Below are 24,670 nucleotides of genomic sequence, written 5' to 3'. Positions count from 1 at the left end.
CCCCTCATTGGCAGTCCTTCGTTTGGTTTCGCTTGCATTAGTTGGCTCCGATCAGCGTTGCTGTGTGAAGAACGCCGGGTCATCGAATTGCGCCATGAAGGCCATCCGCATGTCCCTGAATTTCGATTTTGACGACGACGGCCTCTCCATCACCTCTTGGAGCAAGTTGTTGATCTCGAATGCCGTGAGGCGTGTGTAGACGTGGTGCGATTTGAGGGACGCGTGGTGCATGCAACGCTGGATTATTGGCCCTTCCACTCCCAGAGAATGCAGAAACCTTCCGAAGAAATGCCGCCCACCGTGTTTCGTCGTGCCCCGGGGCTTATCCGGTATCAGCATCTGTGGATCGTCGTAGCGCTTGCCAAGCCAGTTGATTGCTTGCGTCCAGGAGTAATCGAAGGCTGACATCGAGTACGGATCGCCGACCCCGACACCGTGCAGTGTGTCGTGTCGTCGAGCAGTAACGAGTAGAAACGGATGATCGCCGGCCGATGCTGGTCGTCTCGCCATTATCTTCGGGCGTGTTACGAGGAGGTACCGCTTGAGAAGCATTGCGGTTCGTCGCCGAAGCGATGTTATTGGAAGAAAAAAGCCAGGTGTTCCCACATCGTCACCCGCCATCCCTTTCCAACCCGCTTTGAAGGGGCTTCCCTCATCGAGATTGCGCGGAACGAAGCCGAATTCGCGAAGGTAGTCGGTGCGGGAGATTTCAATACCAGCTCGGTTTATCTTCCCGGCCTCCGGATGGTGAAAGAAGATGTACGGATCATCCCGGATGAACTGGATGTCCGTCGCGTAGAGATGAAAGGCCTCGCTCGCGCGGATCCCAAGCGAGAAAATCAGGTGCGCCGCGATCTGGGCTGCTTCATCTCCATCTCCAGCCTCGTCACTGAACCCCCGGTAAAGGAAGGGAGCAACGTATTTGGCGGGGAATGCCGGGACAGCGTCAATGACCTTCGTCGGTCGGCGTATCACGCCAGGAAAGGCGTGGGCTGGCTCCTTCTTCATACCCTTCAGGTGAGTAAGGAGCGAATTTTGCTTCCGTATCGCCAGTTCCATCGCAAGCCCAAAAGCAACGCCCGGTATGCTCGCCGTCGCATCCGTAGCAGCAGCTTGCACCCAACTTGACGCGGCTGGGTCGTCGCGAAGCCATCTGAAGTGGAGCGTAAGGGACGATAGCAGAACCTTCGCCTGACGTTTTCCGAGCCCGCTCCAATAGAGCTTGGTGACGTCAACTATCCGACCGTGAGGTGCAAGCTGCATCGTACCGAAGACCAAGGATTTAGCGAGACCTCGCAGTAGCCGCCTTTGCAGGACCCCCTGCGCCTTCCAAACGTGGAACTCCGGGGTCGCGGCAATCGCTAAAGAATGGTCCACCAGCGCTCCCATGGATCGGGCTGCGTTATGCATCCATTTGTAGGACATGGCGGCGTGGTCAGCGTAGTAGTCCAGCAGTGGCTGATATCGTGAGATCCTGATACCCGTGCCGTCCGGGATCGCCAGATACAAGACGGGCCGTTTTACCCGCCTGCCATCCTCCCATACACTCTGTCGTACAATGAGATGGAAGCGTCCGCGCTCGAGTGTTCTGAAATTCACCGAAGAGCTAGACCTATTGTTCGTCATTGGTAGCGTCCGAACTGATGTCGTTGCCTTTCAGTAAGCGCAAAATTGTCCGCGCCACTCCCGGTGACGCCAAGCCGTCTTTACCAGTTCGATCCTTATGTCCGTGCTCACTGTCAGCCGACCCGACCACACTTTTTCGATTGTAGACTTGTGCAGGTTCCCTTGTCGCCGCTTCCTCTCCCTGTCGGAGCAAGGGCATCCATCGCACCGACCGTTTCTTATCCGAGGTGGAAGTTGAGGCCGGATCTCCTAGGGCTCCACTTTCCTCCCACAGGCGTTCGAGCTTAGCGGTTAGCCAGCGCTCTTCAGCCGGCGACAACTCATAGGCGCGGGACGTCGTCCCCATAAATTCGGGCGCCTCTACGTATTTCGGATAGGGTTTGTCGATGCCGTCTGGAGGTGGGGTTTGGTCTTCATCTTCGTTGTTCATCTCATCTCCATTGTTGCGTAGAAGTCCGAGTTGCCTTGGACGCGAACAGCGTCACTCCGCGGCGCGGCGCGCGATGCGGTGTCTCCGGATCTGTGTTTGAAACTGATCTCTTGGCCCGAGAGTCGAGTGCCGCTGATTCGGACAAAGAGGCGATATCGCACAGGTCGGACCGTCACGGCGACGCCATGAGGCGTTGCAGCGGCGCGAACTCGCACGGGAATATCCTAGTGAATCGAGCGCTTGCGGATGCTTAGGGCATCTGCAAGCAATCGTTCAGCTTTGTCCGGAAAAAGATGGCGCGTGGGGGCTGATGGTGCTAAATGGGATGCATACGGCCTCCTTTCTTAAACGGGTTTGGGAGCCGGATCGCTCGGGTGAGTACGTTGCTGCGTACTCACCCGACACTTGCTTGACCGAATCGCTTAGGGACCATAGCCGCAAGCGCGGACATAAACAAACCAATTTTCGGACACGGACTGGAATTTGCCTCACGAGCCAAAAGAGATGCTTCGTACAGTGTTGAAAACACTCGAAGCTCAACTGCATGAGCAGCAAATGGTGCTTGGGTCGCTGAGGGCTGTTTGCCTGGAGCAGGAACGCGAAATCGCGAAGAAGGTCGAGCACATCGACAGCCTTAGGCGGGTGGTCGGCGAGATGAATGTCGACAGCCAGTCCGCACCTGCCCCCCGCCATCGTCGTCCCAAGAAGCAGAAAACCCCCATACCTGACGAGAACAACAGTGCCGCCTATCGCATCAGGGATGTGGCGAAGACTATCCTTCGCGAGGCGGGACGACCAATGACCCAACGTGCGATCAAGCAGAAGATGGATGAAATTGGTTTCGTCATTGACAACGAAAAGCCCGTCGAACTGATCCGCATCTATCTGAACCGCGCCAAAGACGAGTTCCGCCGGATCGGCGAAGAAGGCTATATAGCCCTCGATTGAGACCTGGTCCGCCGCATGGCTTCCATTTCAGGAAATGCGGTCGTCTCTCCATACCTTGCTCAACAGATTGTCGCGGCGTTTTCATGCGCACCGGCCTCTGGCAGTACCCGAACTGCGACCGCACGTGCCCAAAGATAATGCGTACACCAAAGGACTCAATCCTTGCGTACGATCAGTTTTCTGTACGCAAAGTGGAGCCCAGGGATTCGTACGCCAAAGACTCGATCCTTCGAACACATGAGACAAGCAAGCAGCGATAGCACCGCAACCGCGTCGTCCGAGGATTCATGTGATTATCCCTGCAATTTGGCACCCAATTTAAGTGCGGATCATTCACCCGTGTGCGGCAACTGTGGCAGTCTGCGTTGGATCACAACGATTCTGTCTGACTGCGATTACGGATGCGCGCCTGAGCGAGGGGATTGATGCTACAGTCTGAGTTCATATCCATATTCTGCGAGCGTCCGGCGCAGTTCGCATGGTTCCTGGGAGCGGGAACGTCGAGAACGGCTGGGCTTCCGACCGCTGGCGACGTGATATGGGATCTGAAGCGGCGGTATTATCGCCTTCAGCAGGATCGGGAAGTCTCCCCGCAGGATATCCAGAATGAGGCCGTTCGGACCCGAATTCAGGCTTTCCTGGACTCGCAGGGCTTTCCGCCGCTCTGGGCCGACGAAGAGTATACTACCTATTTCCAGAAGATCTTCGGCGACGACCGCGAACGGCAGAGGAACTACCTGAAGGGTATTCTGTCGGAGGAAAAAGTCACACTCTCGGTGGGAAACCGCGTCCTTGGTGGACTTTTGGTCGCAGGATTGACTCGTGCGGTCTTCACAACCAACTTTGACAGCGTGGTGGAGAAGGCAGTCGCCGAGGTGGGCGGTTCATCGCTGCAAGCCTATTCCCTTGAAGGAACCGGATCGGCCCTGAACGCGATCCAGAACGAGGAGTTCCCGTTCTACTGCAAGCTCCACGGGGATTTCAGATTCGAGAGCCTCAAGAATCTGGCGGTCGACCTTGCAACTCAGAACGACAATCTTTCCAAGGCCTTGCTGGCAGCGGGATCTCGATTCGGCCTCGTCATTGCGGGCTACAGTGGGCGTGACGCCAGTGTCATGTCGCTGCTTTTGAAGGTTCTCGAAACGCCGACGCCGTTCCCGCACGGTCTCTACTGGACAGGACTCAAGGGTTCGGCGCCCCATCCGGCAGTCGAGTCCTTGCTAACCCAAGCAAGGAATGCTGGAGTGAAGGCCGAGTTCGTCGAGATCGAGACCTTCGATGCACTCATGTCCCGCATATGGCGAAACATCGACGGGCGACCCGCCGCTATCGATGCCAAGGTACGAAAGGCGCGTATATCGAGCGTCCACATTCCATTGCCGCAGGCTGGAAACAGAAAGCCGATATTGAGGCTCAATGCCCTGCCGATCACACTTCCAGATCGCTGCTTGCAGCTTGATCTAAATGAGACACTGGACTGGAGGACCTTGCGAGCGGTTATTGCCGACTACCGCCGCGACATCATCGTTACCAAGGCAGATGTCGTATGGTGCTGGGGCGAGGAAGCTGACATTCGGCAGGCCTTCGGAAAGAGACTGAAGCGGATTTCGGAAGCAACAGTACCGTCTGATTTCCATTCCAGTGAGAACCTGCACTACAAGGCGTTCTTCGAGGAGGCGATCACGCTGTCACTCGCCTCTGGCAAGCCCCTGGTGTCGCGGATGAAACCATCGGCAGGCTTCCTTATCGCCGATACCCACGCTGTCGATGTGGGTGCGCTTGCGCCGCTCCAGCGAGTGGTAGGCAAGGTCTCCGGACGGATCGCCGGTCTGTTCAGTCCCATTGACCACGACCATCCTGATTCCGAGCCAGTGTCATGGGCGGAGGCGCTACGGGTTTCCCTAGATTCACGAGACGGGCGAACGTGGCTTCTCCTCGAGCCGGACGTGTGGGTATGGCCGCCCCATGCTCGTAAGGCCGCGACGGAATTTCTCGAGGGGCGAAAGAGCAAGCGTTTCAATGGTGTTCACAATCAGTTGCTCAACGCTTGGACTGAGGTTGCGCTAGGTACCGCCGAGCGCAACGTGTCGCTTGAGATCCGTCCATTCAGCTCTGGCACCTCGACCGAAAATCCTGCGTTCCAAATCGGCAGTCGGACTGCCTTCTCGATGAGCGTATCCTGATGAACAAACTCTCTTCACGGGTCAGCGACTACTCGACGATCCCTGAACCCAACCTTTTGTTCGCGGGTGACGGCGAGCACAAGCATCCGTTGATGGGATTGATGCGGCACGGGCCCTATGGGCTGCGCTATGGAGCTCCTAGATCCTTGAGAATTGCCCTGTTGGCCCCATTCACCGACCTCAAGAGGCTGCGTGGCCTCGTTGGGGAGTTGCAGCGTCCGGCCAAGCCGAGGGAAGCAAAGAACTATTATCCAGAGTATCCCGGGTTCGCGGAACTTATGAGGACTCCCATTGCGGCGGAAGACCCCCGACTTGTGTTCTCCTTCCCAGATGCCTTGGATGACCACGCGCGGCAAGGTGACAAGATTCGATTGGCCGCCGAGCTGTTCCAATGCGTAGCGAGGTTGCGGACGCTCCGCAGCAGCTTCGATGTCGCGCTGCTCTATCTTCCTCAGTCTTGGGCGGCGTGCTTCGAGGGCGAGAACTTCAACTTTCACGACTATCTGAAGGCCTACTGCGCCCCATCGGACATTCCGATTCAGATCGTACGGCAAACCAGCTTCGACCGCGGTTGCCGAGCCAACGTGCTTTGGGGATTGAGCGTGGCAATGTACGCCAAGGCTGGGGGCGTTCCGTGGAAGTTGGTCGGCTTGAATCCCGATGAGGCGTTTGTCGGGATCAGCTACGCGATGAAATCCGACAACGCCGGAAATCAATACACGACATGTTGCAGCCAAGTGTTCGACCCTGACGGGACTGGTTTCAGGTTTGTCGCCTACGACACCCGGGAGTTCACCCAGGATTCCAAGAAGAATCCGTATCTCACGTATGTCGAGATGCAGGCTGTTTTGTCACGCAGCTTAGAGATCTATCAGAATGCCCATTTCGGAAAATCGCCGTCGCGCATAACCATCCATAAGAATACCGAATTCAAGGAGGAGGAGATCCTCGGCGCGCTGGACAGTTTCCGTGACGGCACCGATGTTGAACTCGTTCAGATCGTCAAGAATGTCCCGTGGCAGGGGGTTCGGTTCGATCAGAAGGGAAATAGTTCCGGCTACCCGGTTGGGCGCGGCACATACATCCCTGTCAGCTCGAATGAAGCTCTACTCTGGACACAGGGCAGCGTGAAGGGGGTTCACACCGAGGGGCCGACTAAGGACGTCTACAAAGAGGGTTCGCTGAAACCCACCCCCTCGCCGGTCCTTGTCCGGCGTTTTTCCGGAGAGGGCGGCTGGCATGACACGTGCTCCGGCATTCTCGGTCTGACAAAGATGGATTGGAACAACAACACGCTGTACAAGAAGTTGCCTGTAACCCTAGGCTATTCGAAAGCGTTCGCCGACATTATCCAGCAGAATCCCGATATGGTGGACGAGGTCTATGACTTCAGGAACTTCATGTAGCTCCTCCATTGCGCTGGCGCCGTCGGTGGCTTCATGAGGGGAGAGCTTATGCGGAAGGCAGGGCTTTAACTGAGCCTACCTGGCGGCAAACCATCCGGCAAGTTAGACTTGGAGAGCATACATGGATCGAATGGGGCGGCGCTTGGTATGAAATGCGGCATTCTGATAATCGGCTCGCTCCTCTGGGACGACGAGACGGAGGGGCGAAAGACATGGCGAGATGATCGACTTGATCTTACCAAGGCCATAAGAGCTCACGTACCCATCGACTATGGAAGAATTTCCTCGACCAGATCCAACACGTTCACGATGGTTCTACGACCCGAAGGTCCTCAGGGTACTGGGATACTTGTGCCTTGCCGACGCGATGTTGTGACAATTGACGACCTTGTCGCCGAGGCTTCCGCACTCTGGAAAGCCGAAGCGCCGAAAGCGAAGACGGGAGCGCTGAGCTCAGGTTGGGGCAGCGTTGGAGTCCTCTTCCGAGAGGTCGCGTCGAACGCGGCCCTTGTCGAATCATGGCAGGCACACTTCAAAAAGATGGGGATGAAGTCTCTCGCGGTTGTCGGAAGCGATGGATCATTGAATATTCCATGGCCCGTAACAGAGGACGGCGCTTCGGCAGATTTTGACCTGGTGCTCGCGACAGCCACGGTTCCGGAAGACGTCAAGCCCAGCCCAGAGGCTGTCGCTAGAGCCATGTTGTGCCAGGCCAACGGACACGAAAACTACTTTATGAACAATATCCTCAACGGCATAAGGACAGCCGCGGACGACGAGATTTTCACCATCATCGAAAGGGAAAGCCCGAACTGGATCTCCGCCGATGAATATCGCGATGCTATTGCCATTCTAAAAGCGGCTTAATCCTTCGCGAGGTAATTGGCATTCGCTACGGCACCACGAACGCCCGAATAAGCTTGGCATTGCGAGCGCGCTCTTGCGTCTTCTCAAAGGTCTCGTTCCAGGATCCTGCCGGGAAGTACGCCTTGAGTAGGTCGAACTCAGCGCGCGCGGCGACCCGTGAAGTCGTTCGACGGGCCGATATTATTCGTACCGCTAATGCCTCCGGACTATCGCATCCTTCACGAACCGCTGCTCCTAGCGTACTGAGCACGATCGACAAGGCTTCCTCTTCGCCTCTGTCGGTATGGCGTGCGGCAGAAAGACGGGCTGGCAGTCCTGCGAAGAACGCCAAGTCCGGAACCATTCGAAGAACGAAGTGCCGTGCATGCTTGCAACGAACGGTATCCCCGTTGGGGTATTTCGCTTCGATGTCCTTCAGCGGAGCACCGTTCATCCAGGCACCAAGGCAGTCCCATATTATTGGTAAAGCGTACCCAGCCTTCTCTTCAATGCTGAGTTTGCCAAAGGTGACACCGAAGAAATCATCCACGTTCTCCGGGCGCATGACCTCGAACAATCTTCTGGGGTCAGCCATCAACCATTTCAGTAGCGTTGCGATAGCCGCGTCAGTCGACGCGAATGTCTCGACCGGCTCGAAGGCGGCGGCGATCTGGCGCAAGGATTCGATTCCGACACCCGTCAAACCAGAAACCCTGTCTAACCACCCATCCTCTGCAGCAACCGGGATCTGGTTTCGCGCTGAGAAAACCGCGCTGATCCGATCCTCCATCCATTGCTCGTCTCCGCGTTGACGCGCCTTGAACGCCGCGAGCGATTTATTGAGTACATTCCGAAGCCTGCCGTCGCTGCCATCTTCGTCCGCGGGTGGAAGCCTGCTCACGAAGTAGGTAGAGATGGCGTCGCCCCAAGTTCCCGCCTGAATGCGGTCGAGAAGTACCGTGGTGGGATCATCGATTTCAAGGCATTGATCGCTTTGTGAAAAAATCGACTGCAGCGTCATCCAATGGGCGTTGATAAGGCCTTTTTCCTCGTCAAATTCCACGACCTTGCTGGGTACGACCAGGACCATACCCTGAGAATTCTCCCCCGCCCTGCCAGCGCGTCCTGCGGCATTCAGAAGTTCATGTGCCTCTAGTTGAGCCAACTTCTCCTTCTCGGGATCGAAACGGCTATCTCCAGCTATGATCACCAGCTCGCTAGGAAGGTTCATGCCTTGGGCCAGAGTCGAGGTTGCGAATAGAACCTTGAGACCGTCAGCCCGCCTGAAGAGGGACTCGTGCAGCAAGCGCTCGTCGCGAAGCAGAAGCGCATGGTGCCCCGCGGCACCGCCTGAATAATTCCCATGTTCATCAACGCTGATGTAACAGTATCCTGCACCGCCCATCTCTTCGGAGGCGATACGGTAATGATCCAGTTCCGCTTCGGTAAGCGTTACAGGAGGGCGAGTGTCCAATTCGCGGAACTCCCTCACAGCAGATTCCGCAAGTACAACGGATTGGACAAACACAAGTGTCTTTAAATCGGCTTCCGCTGCAGCAGCAGCGATAAGAGTGCTGGTGTGATTTCCGTTCGGCGTAAGATACCAGGTCTTCCGCTTCTTCGTTGTTCCCGTTGATAGAGCATGCTCATCGGCCAGAAGGGGGAGCAACGCATAGTCCCTCCGGTCTCGCGTAGCCCATGTTTGCAGCAAGCCGAAGAAACCGAATGGCCGCGCGGTAAGAGTGTCGGTAACCGCTTTGGGCGCGTTCACGTTCGAAAGGTTTGCGCGGGCCTCGGTCAGCGTCTCGTTGAGCTCGTTGATACGCTTAGCTGCGTAAACTACGGTGCCACGGACTTGACGGGTAGGCTTCCACGCAAGGTTAAGAGCCAGACAATCTCGCCCCGTCAGATCGCCCACCCAACTTGCGATCTCCTCCGTGTTTTTCATCATAGCCGAGAGGAGAAGGAAATCAGCATTCGGCGCAACGAGAGACAGGTTCAATAGCGCGAGCATGGCGTCAACGCTGCGCCGACTCTTCTCGGCATCGCGGGGGTGGAGAAGATGACACTCATCGAACACCACAAGCCCAAGATCCTTAAAGGCTTCGGGCTGCGTGGTCAGCAGCATGAGGCACCGCTCCGGTGTCGTGACGATTGCTTCCGGCAGCTCGATCAACCCATCCGAACTATCATCGGCAACGTCGCCAAAAATTTCGAAGTCGAAAGTCTTGAAGGTTTTTTGCAGCGATCTAGCAGTCTGGTCCACGAGCGCATGGGTTGGCGCCAGAAATACGACCTTCTCTTCCCGCAACAGCGCCGTGGCGATCTTCAACTCAGACAGTGTCGATTTGCCGCCTCCGGTCGGAAAGCTGATTGCAGCAGAGACGCCCTTATTGAGATAGCCGCTATCGATCGCGTCCCTGTGGTTACGCCACAAGAAAGGTCGCCCCCCTGACATGCGCTTTACGATTCGCCACCAATCCTGGTCGGGGACTTGATCGGGGGTCGGAATGCGGCTCAGAGCGGAACCGATGAGGTCGCGATCGACCGCGAGGAGAAGGTTCGCAAGATGCAGTGGCCCCGGGAAAAGGCTGAAGACCGGATCGCCGGTCCCGAAGATGTCATCAAGCTGCCCGATGCTGAGCTGCTTTACACGGTTGAAGAAGTTCACCGACGGTTCGATACCGCCCAGCTCCAAGGGTAGATCCGCTCTGCGCTGGATACGCAGAGCAAGATTCTTGATACCCTTCAAAAGTTCGAGGTAGAGCGCACTGACGGCTGTATCGCTGGACTCCGCGTAGATCGGAAGTTCGGGAACCGTGATGGCAGCGACCAGATGCACGCGACCTATGCAAAGCCATCGGATTGCGTTCAACAGAGACGCCTCGACAGCACGTTCAGGATCCGTAGGTGCAGATATCCGCTTCGCGCATTCCGCAGCGTCCGCATGCGCCTCAGCAATCAGGAACAGTAAGCTCGCGCATACCTCTGCGGAGAGGCTGGCGCCATCTAGGTACGACACGTAACCATCGGGCTTGTATGTTCCCAAAAGGCAAACCTGATGTGCAGACGCGGCGACGAAGGCTGCCGCAGATCCGTTATCGCGATCCGGCAAGAGGGCGACGTAGCTCTCGTGGGCCGACGCAAGCCGCTGCATCTCGCGAATGGTTTGTACAAGCGCTTCCGGCGGCTCGTCCCGTTTCTGGCCCCGAAGCTCGATACGAGCGGCAACGATTTCGGAGAAGGCCTGTGTCAATCGCTTGGGAAGGTCTCCGAGGTTGAGACCTGACAATGCCGGCGCCGAGGCAATGATTGCGGATGTGATTGGATCAAACATTCCCCAACTCTTCCAGCTTGATGATCACTTGGGCAGCGAAGGCAGCCATCCAGGCCCTTAAGTCGTCGAAATGCATTGTCTCTGCTTGTCGACGAAGCGTGTCTCCAGCCGCAGTCGTGTCATAGTCTGCAAAAAGGCCTGCGCGAGCATTCTCTGTCTTGTGCGTATTGCCCGTAGTGATACTGACGCGATACCGACGCGCTTCCTGCCAGATAATCCGATCGACCGCGCCGTCGATATCCATGCCAGGATAGACGTGTTGCTGCGCTTCCAAGAGACCGGCCGCCTCGTGCGTGAGTTCAGCGACCCTTTCGCCAGCCTCCATACTAACGATTCCTGGCCATACATCCTCCCGAATGGTGGCTCTTGGATTATCGGTCGCCTTGTCTTCGAATATGATGAGCGCGATCACCGATTGGCCATCGTCGGTAATCTCTAGTTGAATGCCGTCGAATCCTTTGTGCGCATGGAAAATGTGCGGCGGCTTCAGAACGGCCTTGCCCGCCTTCTGCTGGCTTGCGGCGATCCACGATATGATTTGAAAGATCCATCCATCGCGTTGCCAGGGATCCCCGTTCTTCGCGACTTGCATCTTCTGGATGGCATTCTCTGCGTGAACTTTCGATCCTTTCGGGGCAGCAACGTTCAAGCCATTGAGAATCCTGGACACATGTCGGTACTGACCCATCGCCACACGGGCGACGCGTTCGACAAGAAGATCGAGGTCATCAACTTCCCATCTATTTCCATGGCAGAGATCTCCGTGCGAGATCGGTGTCAAAATTAAACTCATGCAGTTTGGCCCGCAGGCTCCCGTTCGTTTTACCCGAAAGCTTCACTAAAACAGCGACCTCGACTGCAGATTTGATCAGGAATCACTTCTGTAGGTTGAGTTACAAAGCTATTGCTGAGTGAAGCGTTCAACGCAATGGCGACCGGATTCAATTGCATCGAGTTTTCCTGAATGGTGACCTAGAATCTGACATCCGAGCGACTTTATAGCTGCTTATCGCAACAATTTAGCAGAGCCGCGCATTGAGTTCGCCTTGGCTATTATCTGCGGATGGAGGACTTGCCCTCTCGAGCACCCCCACCGATTCGGATGGTCCGCATGCGGAGCTTACAGTCCTTCAACTTGAATTCCGTTTTCCGCCAGCCAGGATTTCCGAGTTCGCCAATCGGGCAGGTGTTGCTCGACCTTAGTCCAGAAACTAGCCGAATGGTCTGGGTGGTGCGCATGAGCAAGCTCATGAATCATCACGTATTGCGCAATCCTTGGAGGCAACAAGATCGCTTTCCAGTGAAACGAAACCCTCCCGTCGGCGCTGAACGATCCCCACCTGAAGCCGAGATCTTGAACCTTAACTTCGTTTACTTGGACACCCATCCGGTTGGCATGTTCAGCGACCTGCTGCGAGAACCATTTCAGAGCACGCCTTGTGTACCATGCGATGAAGACATCTCTAGCGCGGTGAGCTGAGGAGGCGCGGAGGCAGAAGCGGCCATTCTTCAAACAAAGATCGACGAGCTGGTTCTCGACTAGCCGGAGGCGGTGACTCTTGCCGAGATACAGGAAGCCCTCACCATTCACAAATTCCTTGATCGGAGCGCGTTTTTGCAGTCGCGCTTTCTCTTCGATTTTGGTGTGGATCCACAGCAGCTTTTCTTCAACGAAAGACGCCAAGTCCTTCTCCGGTACTCTGGTGGGAGCAGTGATCGAGAGCTCTCCGGACCGCTCTACCGTAATCTGCAGTGTCTTGCGCCTGTCGCTTCGGTGAACTTCGAAGATCAGCCCATCGATTTGCAGCGTATGACCCGACGAACGGGCTGACTTCCCTCCGGTTCGAACAGGTGAAAGCGGAAGCAATGGCATCAGACGCTCCGGAGGATGTCATCGTTGGCCTTGGCCTGCTGCAGAATTTGATCTGCAAGGCGTTCAGCGTCGCCAACTCCAACGCCAGGCAGTTGTTTGTCGAATATGATCTCGAATATCTCCGAGCGCAGATTCTCTTGATCGGCCATCTTGAACGAGTTCCAAATTGACCGGTTTGCGCGGATTTCTTCGATAACTCGATCCACAACTTCGATAGTCATCCGGTGGATTGCTTGGAGCTCAGCGTCCGAAATGTTCTGGTCTCTGGTAAAAGCGTCCAGCGCGGTCCGAAGAAACGGAAGGTAAACGGCAGGGACGTCCGATGGATGATCATTGTCAGGGTTGCTGCCTGAGCGCAATTCATCGATGATCGTTTGCAGTTGTTGGACTATTTCCTCCCACTGTTGTCCCAGGCTACGAAGGATCTGGTTAAGTCGTTCAGACATTCGCTTGAAACGGACAGGGTCTGTGTCGAGATTTTTCCTAATATGAGAACGGATAGCATGTTCCATTTCGGAAGCCTTCGCACGACTGCCGGATGCCTGGCCAACTTGGTGCTCGAATTCAGCATCCGTCAACTGGACGGGCGGGATCTTTGGATTGATCCCTAGCGAGATCACGTGGTCATCAATGAGCTTCCGTACTTTTGCCCCGACGTCAGATCCGATCGGCACAATATCCCGATATCGGTTTCTCGCCCGTGCATAGATATAGGCAAGTCGTTTCGCGTCCTTAACAAAAGGCAAGCCTTCAGGCCTGGGAAGAACGATCTCCAGAGACTTCAAGAAATCCTTCAGTTTCACAGAAAACTCGGCGCGCGCCTTTTCGGTCGCGAGGACATTCAGACATATTTCATCGTCCGCTAGATCATCGAGACCCGCACGTCGGAAGATGTCCACCACACGAATATGGCGATCTCGAAGAATGGGTATCTGGTCATTCAGACTGACAAGAGCACCATCGACGTCTTCATCGGAATAGGCCGCGAGAGCTGCCTTCAGATGGTGGGCAACGCCGAAGTAATCGACGACGATGCCGCAGGTCTTTCCATGGCCAGTCCGGTTCACGCGGGCGATTGCCTGCAAAAGCTCGGCCTCCCGGATTGAGCGGTCAAGATACATCACCCCCTCAATTGGGGCGTCGAACCCGGTCAGCAGCATTGATTTCACAATAAGGAATGCCAAGGGATCCGTTTTGGAAGGATCAGCGTGGAGCAGCGGCTTCTTGAAGCGCTTTATCCGCACCTCCTGCGTGCTTCCATCAGTCCATTGCTTCCAACCCGCATCATCGTTATTGCCTCCGGACATGACGGCGGCGAACTCGATCCGCGCCAGAGTGTCGCGGTAACGCCATGCCTGCACGAGAGCTTGAAGCCGAGGCGGTTTTGTACAAAGCGCCTCGTCATCCAAGGCCTTCTCATGATCGGAGAGCGCTGTGGATTCGGCCAGCAATTCGTCGAGTGCTTCGAGAAAAGCCGCATGGTACCGCACGACGGCAGTCCGGCTATAGGCTACCACCTGAGCCTTGTACCCGTTCGGCAAGATGTCGGTCACGTAATGTCGAAGCATATCGCGTGCCTTTTCGGCAATCATTGCGGGCGCTTCGAGGATGTTGCCTTTGGTCGCGTACTTCTTGCGGATCGCCTCCAGTTCTTCCTCGCTACGCTCTTGGAACATGTCCTCAAAAAGATCGTCGAGCGTAGCGCCATCCTTTACCGCACCTTCTGCCGTGCGCCCCTCGTAAAGAACTGGCACCGTGGCGCCGTCCGCCTCCGCTTCCTTGATGGTGTACCTGTCAATAAAATCACCGAAGATCTGAGTTGTGCGTTTCTTCTCACCCATGATGATGGGTGTGCCGGTGAAGCCGATCCGAGCGCAGTTTGGCAGGGCAGCCAGCAGGTTTGCGTGTAGATCACCTGCTTGCGTGCGGTGAGCCTCATCAACCACGACAAGGATCGTTTCATCCTCGTTGAGCACCTCGAAGGCGGGTCCCCTTGTAATCTCGGGCACATCCTCGTCCGTCCGATACTTCTGGATCGTGGCAAAGACCAGGCCTGGCCCCTTGCGCCGCGCCAATTTCCTAAGCGCTCCCGCGTCTGTCGCCAGCTCGACCACATCCCCCGAGAGCGCCGCCGTTTCCGACAACTGCCGTTGTAGGTCGCGTCGGTCGGTGACGACGATCACCTTGAACTTCCGTAGGTCGAGGTTGGTGCGCATCTTGCGGATCATGAACACCATGGTGAGGCTCTTGCCCGAGCCTTGGGTATGCCACACGATGCCGCCTCGGCGGTCGTATTCGCCATCCTGCAATCGTGTCTTGCCCGTCCGCAACCGCTCGACAGCACGGTTCACGGCACGGTATTGCTGGTATCGACACACTGTCTTAATGGTTTGCCCGCCGACCTGCATGAACAGCAAGAAGTGCCTCAGGAGATCCAGCAGATGCGCAGGGCGTAGCACGCCGGCGACAAGGCGTTCCTGCTCCGAAAGCGCGTTTTTTCCCAAATCTGACGCCACATCGGCCTCGGATCCTGTGCCATCCGGCCCGACGACCGTCTTCCACTGTCCGTAATGTTCCAGCCCCGCGCCGATGCAGCCCACACGGGCCTCATCGAAACTGGTGGCGATCAATAGCTGGACCGAGCCGAAGAGCGCGGGGGCGCCCTCGTTTTCCTCCACTTCAAGTGCGGCCTTTCGGGCGTTGTGATAGCGGCGCAACTGCTTGACCGCCTCGGCTAGGGGCTCTGGGATGCCTGGGCTCTTGGCCTCTACTACGACAAGTGGGATGCCGTTCACGAGCATCACTATGTCGGGGGTGATGAAGCCCTTGCCCACATCATGGCCAGGCGGGCAGTCGACGCGAAACTGGTTGGCAATGGTGAAGGTATTTGCCGTGGGGGTGGACCAGTCGATGTAGCGGATAGTTTGGCCGCGCCCGCCGTCCCAACCGGGCAGGCCCTCGACTGTCAGCCCCTTGAGTAGCAGGTCCGTCACCGCCTGGTTCGCCTCCATCAACCCGCGCTGGCCGTGGCGCGTCAGCGCGCTGACTGCCTCGGAGAGGCGTACATCGTCGAGCCAGGGCTGACCATCCGGGCCGGGGTTGATGGCGCGCAGCCGCTCGCGCAGGTTCGTCTCTTGAATGACTTGCTTGAAGCTAGTGCGTCCGGTCAGGCTCGCGTCATCCTTGTTGCCAGTCTGCGCCTGCCAGCCCATGCTGACGCATTGGTCGATGAACGGCTTTTCGACATCGATGTATTCGTGACCCATGGGCAGATCTTCCGGTTACAAAAGCGGAGTGACAGCGACACGGCCAGTTAGCAGGTCGTCCATCAGGCCGGATTTCTGAAGGCGGAGTTTGACTAGCTCACTCAACCATTCTGAATGCGATGCGTTCGCTGCTTCGGCCCTTTGTTCAATCGCTTCTTGTTCCGCGGGTTTGGGTAGCCAAATCTTGATCTTTCGGAGGTTGCCGAGGTTGATACGTTTCATTGTGACGCCTTGCTCATATCCTCGGGCCTGTCTTCTTGCGATCTCGTCGTTGAGGAACAGAGTAACGAAACCATTGCGGCAACAGGGTTTTCCGCGAAAGCGAAAACAGTCTGCTTTGTTGATGGCAGAGGGGTATTCGAACGGATAACGACAGGACCGCCCCACCGGATGCCCGTCGTCACCGAGCGATGCAATCAACACGTCGCCGGGCACAACTTCATTCCGGGCAAGTTTTGCTGCGTGGCTTTCCCGAATGTAGGCTTTCTCCGTGTCATCGAAATAACCGTCTTGAATGTTTTGGAGGCGCACCACTCGAACACCCGGCTCTTCAACGTAATGCTCGGTTTTCAAATTTGACCCGAATGGGCCGTCAATGATGCTCTCCGACGCGTCTCCCAAGCTTTCCACATCCCACTCCTTCGGCAGCCAGCCGAGCAGGGTTTCCTTGTACAGGTGGGGGGACTCGGTGTGGGGGGGGCGGAGGTCTCCGTTTGCGTCGATGCCGCGGGTCAGCAGGTCATGCAGCAGCCCCTGCTTTATCGCCTTCAACTTGGCCACCACCGCCTCGGTCCCCCGGATCGCCTCATCCAGCGTGTCGAGAATTTCGGCGATTTTGGATTGATGATCTTGCGGCGGTGACGCGAACTCGAATCCCAATAGGTTGGCTTTCGAAAGGTTCTTCATCGAGCCACTGGTGCCGGTCGCATAAGTATCCACGTGACGCCGAAATTGATCTGAAAGCAGCACGTAAGAAAGCCAGCGCATGTTTGTGCTGGCGCCATCCTTAGGGAGGACACGCCACAGTCTGTCAGGCAGAAAAAGCGTGTCGTGGTTCTGATCCACGTAGCATGATGCTCCGACGAGCTCCGGCGTGTTCATCCTGCTGATGATGATCGAGCCTTTCACCACAGGGACGCGGACACGGTCGCGCTCACCCGGCAATACGGCTTTATTCTCACCTGGACGGAACTGCCCGGCATATACTGCGCTGGTTTTCAGAACGCCAATCTCTCCAGCCCGATGCGGGCGATCTTCGGAATTAACGCTGACACCCGATTGTGGCGAGCTAACAAGGTCGCCAAGTTGCGCGTGCTTCCCCTCAGACATAACCCAATCCCTTCAGGAACCCGGCCAGTCTCTCGGTCACCTCGGCCCGTGCGCCCTCGATCTGGGTCAAGGTCACGCGATACTTCTCCCACCAGTTCTCGAACGCCGCCACGATCTGGCCGCGCTGGACCGTAATATATCGGGCCAGGATCTTTTCCATGTCGTCATGCAGGATCTTCAGCAGCAGGTCGCCGGCCTCCTCCGGCGTGAGGCTGTCAACCGACCTGTTGATTTCGGCGGTGAACTGGGCGTGCTTGGCCTTGAGGCGTTTCTTGACCTCGCTCAGTTCCTTCTTCCACAGCCTGATCTGTGCCTCATCCACCGGATCGGCGTCGACCTCCTCTTCGTTCTCCTCGCCTTCATCGGGCGTGGCAGTGGCGGCCTTGATCTGCGCATCCAACCCGGCCTTGCGGGCTTCAAGCTCGGCAATATCGGCCACGAAGCTGCCCATTAGGAAGGTGACCAGCTTGTGATCCAGCGGGTTTTCCCTTTTCCCCTTATCCTCAAGTGCTGTGACGATCGAGATGCGCCAGGCATCAACCACGCCTGTAGTGTCGCGGGCCATGAGGGTGAGGAAGTCGAACCGCGACTGGTTCCAGAATTGCGCGATGATCCCGCGCACGGTGAACGGGTCCAGCACACCGAGACTCTCGAACGTCTCCGAGAAGCTGGACAGAAGTCCGTCGCGCAGCGTAATTAGCGCCGCTGGATCATTGGCATTTGCCAAAGCGACGATATTCGCCTGATGGGCGGCCCACCATGAGTTGAACCTGTCATTGACCTCCGCCTCGCGGGCCAGCAATCCGGCATTGGTTTCGACAGCAGGTTTCAGGTCGGCCTTGGCATCAAGACCTTGCGCGAAGTCCAGATAGCGGTCATCGCGAGCGACAAGCAGATCCATTGGATCCAGGCCGTGGGAGACGAACAGGCTGGCCTTTGCCTTGACCTCGGCCTTGGGGATGCCGCCCAAGAGATGGGCGCGCACGTCATGCGGCTCCGGCGGTGGTGCGTTATCGGCGTAGCGGCGGATATTCAGGTTCCAGTCGTTCTCTTTTAGGGTCTTGATTTCGACGATGGCCGAGAATCCAGGGATTTCCCGGTACTCCTCGAAGGTCGTGGCGATCTTCTCGATATGCTCGGGCAGCAGGTGGTTCTGCGCACGTCCCTCGAGATACTCGCGGTCGGCATTGATGAAGAGCACCTTGCCTTGTCGTTCCTTTGGTTTACCCGAGACGAGGTTCGGGCCGTTATGAACACGCTGACGCAGGACGATCACACATGCCGGGATACCGGTGCCGTAGAAGAGCTGCGGACCGAGGCCGATGACCGCTTCGATCTGATCATTCTCGATTATCTTTTTCCTGATCTTGCCTTCGTCCCCACCACGAAACAGCACGCCGTGCGGCATGACGGTGGCGATCATGCCGCCGTCACGAGTCACATGAAGCATGTGCTGCAGGAACATGAGATCGGCCTTCTTGGAGCCGAGCGGAACCTCGTGGAAGAAGCGTTCGCGGAACTTCGGCTGCCAGGTTGGGTTGCCTGCCCGATCCTTGTCCTTCGTGCCCCACGTGATCGAGAAGGGGGGATTCGTCAGTATACGGTCGAACCGCAGAAGCTCACCGTTCTCGACGTGTTGAGGCTCGGCCAGGGTGTCCTCGTTCCGGAGATCAGCGCTGTTGATCCCGTGCAGCAGCATATTCATTTTGGCGATAGACCAGACTGTGCCTGCGTTCTCTTGACCAAAGAGGTTGGCCTTGCGTCCGTCCTGACCATGCTCGTCGATGTATTCCTTGGCGGCAATCAGCATCCCGCCGGAACCACAGCACGGATCGTAGATGTCATGTTCGAGCGAGGGCTTCAGGAGCCGAACCATCATCCGCACAACAGAACGCGGTGTGTAGAATTCGCCACCCTTCTTTCCGGCTGAATCCGCAAAGTCTCCGATGAGATATTCGTAAGCCGCCCCAAGGAGATCCGGAAATTCGAAGTCTTCGTTACGAAGACGGATCTCGCCAAAATGCGTAATCAACTGGCGAAGTTTCAGGTCGCTGATTTTGCTCTGGCCGACCTTCCGGGTGAAATCGATGTGGTCAAGAACACCTTCGAGCGCAATGTTCTCGGACTCTATCCCACCTAGGGCTTTGTTCAGCGTGTCGCCAATATTTTCATGGGCTTCGTTGACGAGGAATTCGAACCTGGATTGAGGCGGAACCCAGAAGGTTCCGCTACGTCCGTACCAGACCTTGTTTTCCGCGTCCTTCGCAGCGCGCTCTGGCGAAACGCCACTGGACACGCGCTTCTCGATAACTTCCAACCGTGCCTGCTCGAAGACGTCGGAGCACCTCTTCAGAAACAGCATCCCGAAGATGTACTCTTTGAACTCCGACGCGTCCATTTTGCCGCGAAGAATGTCTGCTGCGCTGAACAGATGGCGCTCAAGCTGAGCCAGGGTCAAAGGCATTTACGTTTCTCATCACTGTTCGCATGCAATCTGCGCATCCTGCATCGCACGAACAACAATGATTCGTCTGCCCTATCGTTGTTTGATCGACATCGAAGACCAAGGTAGTCAGTTGAGGCCTCATCGTCCGGACCCGCTACAGCGGTGGCCAACAGGCCAACATTCCGACCGGACCACCCGAAGGGGCAGGCCACGACTGCGCTGCAGCCTACGCGATATCCAGGCCCAGTATCTGAAAGACTTGCCGGTTTTGCACAGTGTTGTCTTCTATTGCTCGCTCAAGAGCCTCACAAAGACGCAATGCTTGTGCATCCGACGCCGCCACGGCGCGGATGTTCTCAAAATCCTGAAGCATATCAGCTACCGTCACCCGCATCGCATGGCCGCAGGCGGCCACTGTTTGAGTGGAAAGAGCCAAGTTTCGCAAGAGTTTTCGCCTATTCTCTCCTGATAGCTTGCCAGTCACCATACACCTCCATCATCGCCGCAGCTTCCGAACCACTATCGCAGGCTGAGGAGGTTCGTCGCCGAAATTCTACTCGTCTGGCTTCTTAAGAGCTCTATAACTCTCGGCTATTCGAAGGCCTTCGCCGACATCATCCAGCAAAACCCCGAGATGGTAGACGAGGTCTACGATTTTCGAAACTTCATGTAAGGTTTACTGCGGTCTCCATCACAAAATGTATAAGCTTTGGCTCCTGTCCGGCATCTTCGATAGGATGCGTTTATCCAGGTCGGACACTTGCCGTCTGAAGGACGGTGTCCGCTTTGATCCTACGCCGGCAAGCGTTTTTCGTCTTCTTTTGGTGTTTTTTTGGGGGAGTTGGGGTGCCGGATTGCGGTGTCTCGTCATCAACACAGGAAAAATCGACCCATTCGACGAATCCAACGAGCGGTCAGCGACGACATCGCCCACAATGTCGAGACGATGTAGGGCGAGACCATTGCAACGCCCTTCTCGCACTCGCGGCCCGCAGCGACTCTCAGGCCGCTGCACTGGCCTTCGCGGCTTCGATCTCACTCAACTGCCATTTCCAAAGGCAAAAAAGTTTGTCGTCGGTTGGCGAGACACCAGCGGCGTCCAGAGCCCATTTCCGCTCCATCGCCTTGAAGAAAATTTCGTCCTCGCGTCGTTGCAGTTCCTTGGAGTTGAGACCTTCGAACATTCGAATCCTTTCATGTTGTCCATGGGTGCCGAGGCAACGACACCAGCAATTAATGGTCGTTCGCAATCGCAGGGGACGTCAACAAAGAAATGTCCGACAGGAGATTCCGAAGTTCATCTTGGAGTTTTCTCCCCGGCTTCGACCTCACGCGTTGCAAGGCAGGAACGAAGACCCGCCCTTCCATCGGTCGGCGAGCAATTCTAATCGTACTCAATTCTGTGCCTCCACACCTACTTTCAAGGTCCCGGAAGGATGACCGAATGTCAGCCCAGGACGCGCGGCCCTATTTTCCGCGAACTATCCTGGATCGGGCCAAAAAGGTCGCTTGATGGATTCCTGCACTCTGATACCGCCGGTTGATATCGCAGGCCCCCCCGCCTTGAGGGCCGTCCCCGAACAGCCTAGATTCGCATTCGAATCCTTGAGATCGCGATCCGGACTAACCCGGGGCTGCAATGCTGTCCCTCTCGATCCTTAAGGTTCCATGGGTCACCACATCGACTGCGAGGGCAAAGACACGGTCATGCTCCTTCGTGAGCATCGCAAGCACCCGCTCCCACTGTCCCGCCACGATATCCGATACTTCCGCTTCCACCCTTTCGGGCAGCGGGCCATCCCCGAGCTCTCTCGGCGTACCAAGAAATGTCGGCGTCTTTCCAAGCCCATAGGTGCCGACCATCCGCCGCGCGACGGTCGTAGCGCGCTCGATGTCGCTGCCAACATTGCCGCCCGACCCGATGCTCCGGTCTCCGAATATCGCGGCCTCAGCAGCCATGCCTGCCAAACTGACCGCGATGCGATTGAGCAAACTGGTTTCCGTCGGAAAATAATCGTCAATCAGGGTGTAGCTTGTCATCCCGCCCATAAACTCGGTCGCGTTCGGATCAAAGCTATCCTTGATCTCGATAGTCGCACTCGTGGAATGTTGAAGCGAAAGGGAAACCAGCGCATGACCGGCTTCGTGAACGGCCAGCCTGAGCTGTTGCTCTCCCGTGTATCGCATTTTTTCAGGAAGGCGGTCCCTGATATCCCGCAGCTCCAAATCCCGATCCTCATTTCGCGCAGCTTCGCGCGCGTCGCGCACGAGCACAGCACCCGACTTGCCTTTCAAGTCGTCTGCGATGTCGAACAAGGATTCGAAGGACATGCTTTCACCGGCATGATGCTTTAGAATTTCAGTCCGTAGCTTTTGATCTGGCAGAGTGAGCTCGAAGTGGTTCTCGAGGCGTCCGTCACGCAAAATCGCAGGATCGATCCATTCGGGAAAATTGGTTGCACCGATCACCACGACGCCGTCTCCCAAGTTGCTCAGCAAGGAGAGAAACTCATTGATGACATTCCGCCAGTAGATTTCATTTTGACCGACTCGAGCGGACCTGCTTCCAATGCTGTCGAGTTCGTCAATGAAAAGGACTGAGCCCTCTCCATCGTCGGCATCGCTAAAAGATTTCCTCATGGCAGCAAGCATGTCGTCGAGATGCCCTTCAGCTTGCCAACTTCCAACAGTGGTTGAAATCAGCTTAACACCGAGAGCATTAGCGAGTCCTTCGGCAAACAGGGTCTTTCCCGTCCCTGGCGGACCCGATATGAGCGCTCCCCGTGTCACCAGCCCCCAAGCCAGCGTCCCGGCCCGCCAACGTTCGACATCTGCGAAGAGCCTTTTTGCCCAAGGCTTCAGTTCGTCGTACCCGGGAAGTTCGAACAGGCTCGCTCCGCCAGTTTCACGACGACTTAGATCATTGATTTCATCGATCCTGTCTTCGATCAGGTTCGGCTTGAGAACGCCGGCCATGAGCACATTCTGCGGCTTCGCGGCGATTAAGGCAGCCACCTCGTGAGACAACGGCTTTCTTCCGGACAAGCGACGCACAGCGTTGATATGCTCCGGCGTCGGTCGATCCACAAACATCACGGCAGCCGCTGCAAAGCGGACGTCCTTCGGTACCTCGTCGACGTTCCTGGCGATCAGCACTTCCAGACCTTTGACGTCGAAAATAGATATGCGCTTGTGGGGACTCTGCTTCTTCCTGGGAGGGTTCGCCGGGCGAACCTTCACGTGCTGCTCCACCCAGTCCCCGCGGCTGGCCCCCAAGATGGCGAATGCCGCTGTTTCATACTCTTCGGTGCGAAAGCCTTTCGGAACGACAAAGATCACAAAACCAACGGCGCTGCGTTTCAACAGGTCCGCCGCTTTCAAAGCTCGAACCAGACCGAAGGCAGCGAGGAGCGTACCAGGATCCTTCGAAAGCTGCTGGATACGGGAGGCGCTATTGTCGAATTTCATATCAATGTCCCTGGCCCCGAACACTGCTGTACAGGCGGTACCAGCGGTTCATTGTGCGCGCGAGCCCACGGTCCTCATCTAGGTAGAAGAGTTGACTGGTGATGACCTCACGTCCGTCCGCGAGTCGGGGATGACCGGAAACAACACCACTCAATGCAAACGCTTTGCCGACTACGGGCTTGTAGTTGCGAAGGACAGGGGTTTCATCAATCGAGATATTTCCGAACTCCCCCAACTCGGCGCAGCGGAGGTCATCAAGCAGGCGCAGTACCGTCGCGCCATCGAGCCACTGATAGGTCAAATGTCTTGTCCTCGTTTGATTCGCACGGATCGTAGGAGGCCTACTTTACGCACCGTGCATCCTTTTTTACTCACGTTGACTCCTTATTTGCGCACAGTGAGTAATTGTCAACTATTATTTGCGCCTCGACGAAATTGGTGACACTCAATCCTTGATGAGACCGCCACCTCGCTTGCTCGCTGCTGCACGGCTTCTCCTTGGTCAGTCACAGACCGAGGTGTCGAGGGAGTCCGGTATCAGCAGGAAGACCATCCACATGGCGGAGGCAGGCACGGCCGGCATTGCCAGCGTTGAGAAACTGATGCGCCACTACACTGCCCGTGGCGTCTCGTTCATCCGCCGTGACGAAGGGATGGGTTGGGGAATCCGAACAACTTTTCTGAGCTATGACTACGGCGAAGAGCCATCTTCTCCTAAGAGCTGATCACTCGCCGACACCTCCCTCCAGAGGCGCTTTCGCGGACTGTCAAAGCCCTTCGCTTGAACTCGGGTCCAGTGCCCACTACGCGGGCGATGGGAGGGCTTCGCCCGAAGTCTTCTGTTCATTCCAATAAAAGCAAGCCGGACCTGCTTGCGTGAGAAGGCGCTGTTTGTCCCCCGGCTTACTTTCGAATAAAACGGAATGCTGGCAGAGCCAGCATACTTCTTTCTTTCCTTCCCGTAATCCAGCCTGCCATGACGGCGACCGATGTCAACGGCCCCAAAGGGACCGTTCCCCTGCGGTGACATCGATCGCCTTACATGGCCTGCTTAGCGTATCGGGACGGGGAACATCAGTTCCGCCTACGGCGGGTTCGATCCCTCCGGGGGATCGAACAGGGAACTTGCTTTGGCAGGAGAACCTAGCTAGGTCTACATCGGTAAATCTCGGTAAGATCCGAACCGCCCTTAAATGAGCACCAGATTCCTAATCTGGGGGTCGCGCGTTCGAATCGCGCCGGGATCACCAAAATTCCGCAATAAAAGCAATTGTACGTGTGCGACCTTCTGCGACATGCATAGGCACGTAGCCGTTAACAGGCATTGCGTAAGCAATGGCATTGAGAATGCTTTAGTGCATCTTTGTAGGTAAAATCCGAATCATCGGATTGATCTCACCGTGCCCAGAAATCGATACATTGTGCCTAAGCCTTGGGCGCGTCTGTTGCCAAATCGGACCAAAACATGAACGAAATGAATAACCCGGTGAAACTGCGAACATTGGATCTCTT

17 protein-coding genes are annotated in these 24,670 nt (G+C 56.4%); 5 read left to right on the top strand and 12 right to left on the bottom strand.

Annotated elements, in window-relative coordinates:
- Positions 1-51: 51 nt before the first annotated feature.
- Together ACFFP0_RS28070 and ACFFP0_RS28065 are read right to left on the bottom strand one after the other, a co-directional pair.
- Positions 52-1,626 carry a hypothetical protein gene (locus ACFFP0_RS28070; protein ID WP_377265524.1) on the bottom strand — a complete coding sequence of 525 codons (1,575 nt, stop codon included), beginning with the start codon at positions 1,624-1,626 and terminating at the stop codon, positions 52-54.
- Positions 1,613-2,056, bottom strand: a complete 444-nt coding sequence (locus ACFFP0_RS28065) for a hypothetical protein (protein WP_377265523.1) — start codon at positions 2,054-2,056, stop codon at positions 1,613-1,615. Before ACFFP0_RS28065 ends, ACFFP0_RS28070 begins: the two co-directional genes overlap by 14 nt.
- Positions 2,057-2,560: 504 nt before the next feature.
- Here ACFFP0_RS28065 and ACFFP0_RS28060 point away from each other — a divergent pair.
- From ACFFP0_RS28060 to ACFFP0_RS28045, 4 genes are all read left to right on the top strand, one after another.
- Positions 2,561-3,004 carry a hypothetical protein gene (locus tag ACFFP0_RS28060; protein WP_377265522.1) on the top strand — a complete coding sequence of 148 codons (444 nt, stop codon included), beginning with the start codon at positions 2,561-2,563 and terminating at the stop codon, positions 3,002-3,004.
- 425 nt (positions 3,005-3,429) lie between these two features.
- Entirely contained in the window at positions 3,430-5,187 is a 1,758-nt protein-coding gene (locus ACFFP0_RS28055; RefSeq protein ID WP_377265521.1) for an SIR2 family protein, read from the top strand.
- Entirely contained in the window at positions 5,187-6,593 is a 1,407-nt protein-coding gene (locus ACFFP0_RS28050) for an argonaute/piwi family protein (RefSeq protein ID WP_377265520.1), read from the top strand. The genes ACFFP0_RS28055 and ACFFP0_RS28050 overlap by 1 nt, the downstream gene beginning before the upstream one ends.
- A gap of 108 nt (positions 6,594-6,701) precedes the next feature.
- On the top strand, positions 6,702-7,460 hold the full coding sequence (locus tag ACFFP0_RS28045) for a hypothetical protein (RefSeq protein WP_377265519.1): 759 nt from the start codon (positions 6,702-6,704) through the stop codon (positions 7,458-7,460).
- Between the two features lie 25 nt (positions 7,461-7,485).
- On the opposite strand, the gene ACFFP0_RS28040 is transcribed toward ACFFP0_RS28045, so the two are convergent.
- The 10 genes from ACFFP0_RS28040 to ACFFP0_RS27995 all read right to left on the bottom strand — a co-directional run bounded on the left by ACFFP0_RS28040 (position 7,486) and on the right by ACFFP0_RS27995 (position 23,459).
- Positions 7,486-10,776: a DEAD/DEAH box helicase gene (locus ACFFP0_RS28040; protein WP_377265518.1), complete on the bottom strand. Its 3,291-nt coding sequence runs from the start codon at positions 10,774-10,776 to the stop codon at positions 7,486-7,488.
- Entirely contained in the window at positions 10,769-11,569 is an 801-nt protein-coding gene (locus tag ACFFP0_RS28035) for a hypothetical protein (protein WP_377265517.1), read from the bottom strand. Before ACFFP0_RS28035 ends, ACFFP0_RS28040 begins: the two co-directional genes overlap by 8 nt.
- A gap of 327 nt (positions 11,570-11,896) precedes the next feature.
- Complete coding sequence (locus tag ACFFP0_RS28030) at positions 11,897-12,649, bottom strand: M48 family metallopeptidase (protein ID WP_377265516.1); 753 nt, start codon at positions 12,647-12,649, stop codon at positions 11,897-11,899.
- Positions 12,649-15,915, bottom strand: coding sequence for a type I restriction endonuclease subunit R (locus ACFFP0_RS28025; RefSeq protein WP_377265515.1), 3,267 nt, complete (start codon positions 15,913-15,915; stop codon positions 12,649-12,651). Before ACFFP0_RS28025 ends, ACFFP0_RS28030 begins: the two co-directional genes overlap by 1 nt.
- 15 nt (positions 15,916-15,930) lie before the next feature.
- Entirely contained in the window at positions 15,931-17,244 is a 1,314-nt protein-coding gene (locus tag ACFFP0_RS28020; RefSeq protein WP_377265514.1) for a restriction endonuclease subunit S, read from the bottom strand.
- Positions 17,237-19,708: a type I restriction-modification system subunit M gene (locus ACFFP0_RS28015; protein WP_377265513.1), complete on the bottom strand. Its 2,472-nt coding sequence runs from the start codon at positions 19,706-19,708 to the stop codon at positions 17,237-17,239. The genes ACFFP0_RS28020 and ACFFP0_RS28015 overlap by 8 nt, the downstream gene beginning before the upstream one ends.
- A 208-nt stretch (positions 19,709-19,916) precedes the next feature.
- The gene (locus tag ACFFP0_RS28010) at positions 19,917-20,174 is read right to left on the bottom strand and encodes a hypothetical protein (protein WP_174052588.1); all 258 of its coding nucleotides are present in this window, start codon (positions 20,172-20,174) and stop codon (positions 19,917-19,919) included.
- Between the two features lie 517 nt (positions 20,175-20,691).
- Positions 20,692-20,874: a hypothetical protein gene (locus ACFFP0_RS28005; protein WP_377265512.1), complete on the bottom strand. Its 183-nt coding sequence runs from the start codon at positions 20,872-20,874 to the stop codon at positions 20,692-20,694.
- 439 nt (positions 20,875-21,313) lie between these two features.
- A complete protein-coding gene (locus tag ACFFP0_RS28000; RefSeq protein ID WP_377265511.1) occupies positions 21,314-23,158 on the bottom strand; it encodes an AAA family ATPase in 1,845 nt (614 codons plus the stop codon).
- Between the two features lies 1 nt (position 23,159).
- Positions 23,160-23,459, bottom strand: a complete 300-nt coding sequence (locus ACFFP0_RS27995) for a DUF6634 family protein (protein ID WP_377265510.1) — start codon at positions 23,457-23,459, stop codon at positions 23,160-23,162.
- Between the two features lie 154 nt (positions 23,460-23,613).
- On the opposite strand from ACFFP0_RS27995, the gene ACFFP0_RS27990 reads away from it, so the two are divergent.
- Entirely contained in the window at positions 23,614-23,883 is a 270-nt protein-coding gene (locus tag ACFFP0_RS27990; protein ID WP_377265593.1) for a helix-turn-helix domain-containing protein, read from the top strand.
- Positions 23,884-24,670: the final 787 nt, after the last annotated feature.

Source organism: Neorhizobium puerariae (assembly GCF_042429745.1).
Classification (GTDB): domain Bacteria; phylum Pseudomonadota; class Alphaproteobacteria; order Rhizobiales; family Rhizobiaceae; genus Neorhizobium; species Neorhizobium puerariae.
The sequence above is the reverse complement of the archived record's forward strand: the minus strand, read 5'-3'. Positions and strand labels throughout refer to the sequence as shown.